A 5,899-nucleotide genomic window follows, 5' to 3' on the forward strand; every position below is an offset into this window, starting at 1 on the left:
GATCAGTACGGAGCGACCCTAAAGGCAATTAAAAAGCTTACTAGGGAAGGCTATCTGCACAAAGGTGTGCATCAGTGCTCCAAATATCGCAATAATCTGATTGAGCAAGATCACCGTTTTATTAAGCGGCAACAAGTTCGTTCCGCAAGTTATCAGAGCACTCGGACAGCAGCTAGGACATTATACGGCATTGAAACCATGCATGCGATACACAAAGAAAGCCGAAAGAAACTAGGCCTCTTCGGCTTTTCAGCGTATCAAGAAGTCGACCAATTGTTAGCGGCATAGGCTACAACCACTAAACACAGTCACTTTGATCTACGCTTAATTTCAACTTTGCACCAGAACCATCATTCCTAGCTTTAGCCCTAGCTGAAGCTGCCACCTTACACTTTTTGAAAGGCATCATCATGAAGAAAACACTTACTGTGCTGCAATACATATTAGGCGGCATCTGCACGCTAATAGGCCTGGCTTCCCTTTGGCTAGCGCTAATGGCTTTTGTATTCACTCGCGTTCTCGTCGTTGACAGTCCGTTTACCCTGGTCGAGTCGGCCTCTGGTCTCCTCTTCCTAGGTACTGGTCTCACCTTAATCATCAACGCTAACCAACAGCGGCGCCGCCCCGACCTGGCGGCATTAGCGGCATTGGTAGTTGCCCTAGTACTGGGAATCATCTTTCATAAGACATTCTATGACCTTTGGTTTCAAGCCGGCGGGGCACTAATCTGGTTAGCCATCATGCTGTTTTTTAAGTACAGGCACCCCCACGCAACTCAGATAAGTTGAATGGCGGCGTTGGTTCAACTTCACTTAGACACAAATAACGCTTCAGACAAGCCACAAGAGGCACGTCTGAAGCGTTTTTGAAAGTTGCGTGGAGCGTGACTCATTGCATGAATACTACATCCTTGGCTTTAATCGTCACCAAGATCTTGACCATGAGTTGCAATGACATGCTTATACCAATAGAAACTGTCTTTCTTAATCCGCCTCATATCCTTCAGATCGTGGTCAGTGCGATTGACATAAATCACACCATAACGCTTACTGAAGCCTTCACTCGAGCTCACGAGATCAATTATCCCCCAAGGCAGATAGCCAATAACTGGCACGCCATCATCCACAATGGCATGTTCCATTTCAAGAATGTGTCGCTTCATGTACTCAATCCGATAATCGTCATGAACATGTCCATCTTCCGTTAAGACATCTTTTGCTCCGAGCCCATTTTCGACAATCATAAGGGGTAGATGATAACGGTGAAAGAGCTCATTTAAGATAATTCTTAAGCCTACTGGATCTTGTGGCCATCCAAAACTGGAAATAGTCAATTCTTTGTTAATCAGTCGCTTCGCCGCATTTTGGGCATTTGACGCATTAGGATCAAAGGGTTGCTCATTTCGGCTTGATAAGCCCGTCATGTAATAGCTTAGGGAAATAAAATCCATCTTGGACAACGGATTTTGCATCAATGCGGTTTCCTCAAGCGAAATCTCCGGCCAGCATTTTTCCCGAGAGAACAACGCCTGTAGATTGGCGGGATATGCACCCTGAGTTAGAACGTCGAGAAAATCATACATACTACTTTGATTTTTTTGTTGGTTTTTCAATACATCAAGCGGATTAGGCGTTTGTGGATATGTCGGTACAGCCGCCAACATACAGCCAATTTTGCCAGGTAGTTTCATCGCATGATACATCGCTACAACGGCAAAGTGGGCAATATTAAAATTGTGAAAGACTTGATACTTGTAAGTCAAGAAGTCGGGATTATGTTGCGAAACCTCTTTGCCAGTAAAATTATTCGGCGCCTTTAAAACAAAATTGCATTCATTGAACGTCAACCAATATTTTACCTTCTGGCCAAACCGGGCAAATAAGAGGGCGGCATAGCGCTTAAAATCCTCAATAGCTCGTTTAGAAGTCCATCCCCCATACTGTTTGAGGATGCTCAAAGGCTCGTCAAAATGATAGAGCGTGACAACTGGTTCTATGCCCGCTTTAAGGCATTCATCGATAACGTTTTCGTAGAATTGAAGTCCTTTTTCGTTTGGTACCTCATCATTACCATTTGGAAAAATTCTGGCCCAAGAAATTGAAAACCGAAAGCTATTTAACCCAAGATCGGCAAGCAAATGAATGTCTTCTTTATAGTGGTGATAGAAGTCACTGGCAATAGAAAAATCTGCAAGATTGCCATGTCCCTTCTTTCGATCAAGAATGGTGGCTCCCTTTCCATCTTCGTTTGCCGCCCCCTCAAACTGTGAGGCTGAACTTGCACCGCCCCACAAAAAGCTTGATGAAAGGGCATATTTTTTATTATCTAACATTATCTCATCGTCTCCATTTCTGATTCAATCAGGCTGCAGTAGCTGCCGAACCATGCTCCTGGGTCAGAGCTTGATTGTCCAGGACCTTAAAGAATGGGAAATAGATTAACGCAGAAACAAACAGTAGAATCAGACCCCAGACGATGCCAGACCAACCACACTGAATAAATAATTTGATGATATAAGGCATCTCTTGTGGCAACATATACCCCGCCGTAACACTCAACAAGCCAAATTTAGTAGCCAAATAGGCAATCGTCACGTCAACCGCAGGCGTCAGGACAAACGGAATGAACATAATGGGATTAAGCGCAATCGGCACCCCAAAAATAGAAGGTTCATTGATGTTAAATAACCCCACCGGCAACAGTGCTTTTGATAATGCCCGATACTGCTTACTTTTGGCAAAGAAAAACATAATAAAGACCAAGCCAAGCGTGCAACCGTCACCGCCAATGCTCGAAAAGATCATGAAGGCCAAATTGATGATATTATGCGCAGAATGTCCAGACTGAACGGCATCTAGGTTGGCGGTTGATAAGGCAATTAGAGTCGGCATCATTACGGAATTGACAACTGATCCGCCATGAACCCCACAAAACCAAAACAGGGATGACAGAATGGTTAAAACCAAGAAACTCCAGTAGTTCCCGGTAAATCCTTGCAGCGGAGTCTGAAGGATCTTATATAACGCTACGTTGACATTCCCGTATGGGGTCAGCTGCATGAGGTAGGTCAGCAAAGCGGCACAGGCAGCAATGATAATAGCAGGAATCAGTGCTGCAAAAGACATTTTGACCATAGGTGGCACAGAATCAGGCATCTTAATTTGTAGATGCTTGTCCATTAAAAAGGCATAAAACCTAGTGGTAACCAGGGCGATAATCATAGCGGACAACATGCCGGCCGTCCCAAGATAATCCATTGAAATCGTGAACGTACCACCTTTTTGCGCCAAAAGCGGCGTAAAGAACAAAAATACCATCACCGAAAAGAGGCCGCTGACAAAGGCATCTTGTTTGAGTTGATGCGCCAGTTCCCTCGCTACGGCAATTGTCACATAAAGTGCCAAACACCCCATGGTCATTTCATACCCGATATTAAGCACGTTGTCCAAATGTGAAATTTTCAAAAAGTTTAAATACGCATTAATCGGTAGCGCTTTGAGCAAAGAAAATACGGATCCAATAATCATGATTGGAATCACGGACATGACCCCACGCAATGACGCGAGATATTTATTACTTGCAAACTTGGCAGAAATTGGATTAAGGACATTCTGCAGTTTCTCCACAAAAGTAATCACAATGTTTACCTCCACTTGAATTAAGATAGCGTTATCAGTACTGACATTATGAGCTTAGTGTCGTTTCCAAAAAGTTACCATGCTATATTTCTGCCGATTATTTGGCAGAAATTACATAGCAGAAAAGCTAACTAAAAACGACTGTTCAGTAACCTGAAAGTTACCATCCAGTCGCTGGTATTAGGGCGAGAATATGAATTAACAGATTAGTACTTTTTGGTTGTAAGGGAGGCAACAAGTTTCTCATAACTGACAACACCATGTCGAACGCCACCACCAAACAGATAGGTCATTAATTGAGCAAACTCAAGCATCTGAGTTACATTGGAATTTAGAATTGGTAATTCAAGGACAAAATTGATTTCCTGTCCAGCAAGTAGCAATGGCTCTTGAAATTCAACTAAAAACGGTGTTTGATCATTTTCCCGTCGGATGAACGCCATGCCACCTGAATATGGTATCAGCTGATTGTCTGACAAGGCTTTTTTTGCAAATGTCTTATTATTAGCCAACATCTCAAAATTTTTCACAAAGCTGAATTGTTGCTTGGAAAGCAAATCTGTAATGTTTTTCGAAACACCACTGCGTTTTAAAGCCGCTTCCACAAGTTGCTTGTCACCGGTGTCTAGTTGCGGGCTTAATCGAATAACATTTCCGGGGTTAATATCTTCATCCGGTAGCGAGTAATTAGAGAAAACAATATCAAATTGTTCTTGGGCTGTTTCGTAATTTAGTTGTTGAAAGTCGTACGCAGTGACTTTGATTTCTGTATCACCAGCGCTAGCCGCCAAAAAGTGTTTGAGTCGCGAAAGACCCACTGTGCCAAATGTTGTTGTCACCGCCACCTTTTTTCGTGTAACAGTAGCAACTCGCTCAGCCATTTTTGGCTCAAGGAAAAAAGTTAGAACACCGAGCTCAATCATTGCCACATGTGCTTGATAGATGGTTTGAAGCCGTTGCTGAAAAGCATTTAGCAGTTCAAACGTAGCAAAATCTCGCACCCGAAAGTCAGTCAATTCGCTGAATGGTCGGAAAAGCCCAGTAAGGATACGCCGTTCAAGTAATTGTAATTGCCAGGCAATTTCCGTTCGCTCTTGAGTTGAAAAAGAGAGGCCATAATCTCGTTTATTAATGATTTTCCAGAATTCATGTTCAATTTCCGATGGCTGACTCAATTCTTTTGGATTAATGGTTGTGCCCTTGAGTACGGCCTGTAGCGCATTTATCTCTGCTTCTTGTGCCTCAGGAAGAAGTAGCTTGGCTACTGCGTGAATACTGTCTTCGCCCTCCAGGTTGGAAAAATCAGTGAGGGTATCCCCATCATGAAGCCTGACTCGAGTCAAAAATAGATAATGAAGTAACGTTTCCGCCTGCCCATCAAGAACCAGCAACCCCCCTTTGAAAAGGGCCAAACGTAACTCCTGATTGGCTCGCTTATACTGTTCATGAAGTGATTGATTATTCATCAGAATTTGAGTGAGCAATCGATGATCGGACTGCATCAAAGCCAGCCAACAACGGCGTCTTGACCACTCCCCCCCGCTTATGCAGATACCATAACCAGGTTTAACATTCAGACGTAAAGCGAACTGGGATAAAATTCGCCGCATTTGTTTGATGCTTTCATTAATCTGACTCCGGCTTAAATAGAGGCGCTCACACAAATGCTCAATGGTGATATATTGATTCATGCGTAAAAGCGTATAGAGAATGTAGTTTGTCCGATTTGCAACAATTTGGGCCCCAGGTTGCTGCAGGCCTGAGCGCAGTCTTAGCTTAGCCGCAAAGGCATGAAAAGCATCAGTGTCATCACTGAGAATTCGATAACCCAGGTTAGCGCGTTTTTCCAACTGTAGGCCATTTTGTTCAAGAATGACGGCGACTTCCGACATTGTCTGCCTCAGAGTACGCTCACTGATACCGAATTTAGCACACATTTTTTCACGACTAACATACTTTGATCCATTGACACAAAGGTACACCATCATTGGCATGAGACGTTTTTCCATAGAGTCCTCCAAAAAGATACATTCGCTTTGGTTATACGCTTTATTCTGTTCGGCAGTATGTATTTGCTCTAGTTAAATCGCTCAGAACAAAATACCAGAATGCTGAAATAAAAACCTGGATTATTCATAGAATTTCAAAAAAGCAGCGCAATCCCATGATTCACACGGGACTGCGCTGCTTTGGTGTTTCACCCATTGGGTGCGCCTATATGCTAAGGTTGAGTCGACAAAAACCATCACGAAAGCGAGGCT

Annotated in this window: 4 protein-coding genes; 1 reads left to right on the forward strand and 3 read right to left on the reverse strand. The window is 43.4% G+C overall.

The window, feature by feature from the left end; all coding sequences use genetic code 11:
* A partial coding sequence (locus JUE30_RS10985) for a DDE-type integrase/transposase/recombinase (protein ID WP_203624855.1) occupies window positions 1-288 on the forward strand: 288 nt, incomplete at its 5' end.
* Window positions 289-916: 628 nt separating this feature from the next.
* Here JUE30_RS10985 and JUE30_RS10990 read toward each other — a convergent pair.
* From JUE30_RS10990 to JUE30_RS11000, 3 genes are all read right to left on the reverse strand, one after another.
* Window positions 917-2,332 carry a glycoside hydrolase family 1 protein gene (locus tag JUE30_RS10990; protein WP_203624856.1) on the reverse strand — a complete coding sequence of 472 codons (1,416 nt, stop codon included), beginning with the start codon at window positions 2,330-2,332 and terminating at the stop codon, window positions 917-919.
* 28 nt (window positions 2,333-2,360) lie between these two features.
* On the reverse strand, window positions 2,361-3,638 hold the full coding sequence (locus tag JUE30_RS10995) for a PTS sugar transporter subunit IIC (RefSeq protein ID WP_203624857.1): 1,278 nt from the start codon (window positions 3,636-3,638) through the stop codon (window positions 2,361-2,363).
* A gap of 206 nt (window positions 3,639-3,844) precedes the next feature.
* On the reverse strand, window positions 3,845-5,647 hold the full coding sequence (locus tag JUE30_RS11000; RefSeq protein WP_203624858.1) for a helix-turn-helix domain-containing protein: 1,803 nt from the start codon (window positions 5,645-5,647) through the stop codon (window positions 3,845-3,847).
* Between the last annotated feature and the right edge of the window lie 252 nt (window positions 5,648-5,899).

The sequence above is a fragment of the Lacticaseibacillus sp. 866-1 genome (assembly GCF_016861825.1).
Taxonomy (GTDB): Bacteria; Bacillota; Bacilli; order Lactobacillales; family Lactobacillaceae; genus Lacticaseibacillus.

Bases quoted from the DNA above. Each gene is read 5' to 3' on its own strand.
- JUE30_RS11000 (WP_203624858.1), bottom strand. From the start codon at position 5,647: ATGGAAAAACGTCTCATGCCAATGATGGTGTACCTTTGTGTCAATGGA.
- JUE30_RS10990 (WP_203624856.1), bottom strand. From the start codon at position 2,332: ATGTTAGATAATAAAAAATATGCCCTTTCATCAAGCTTTTTGTGGGGC.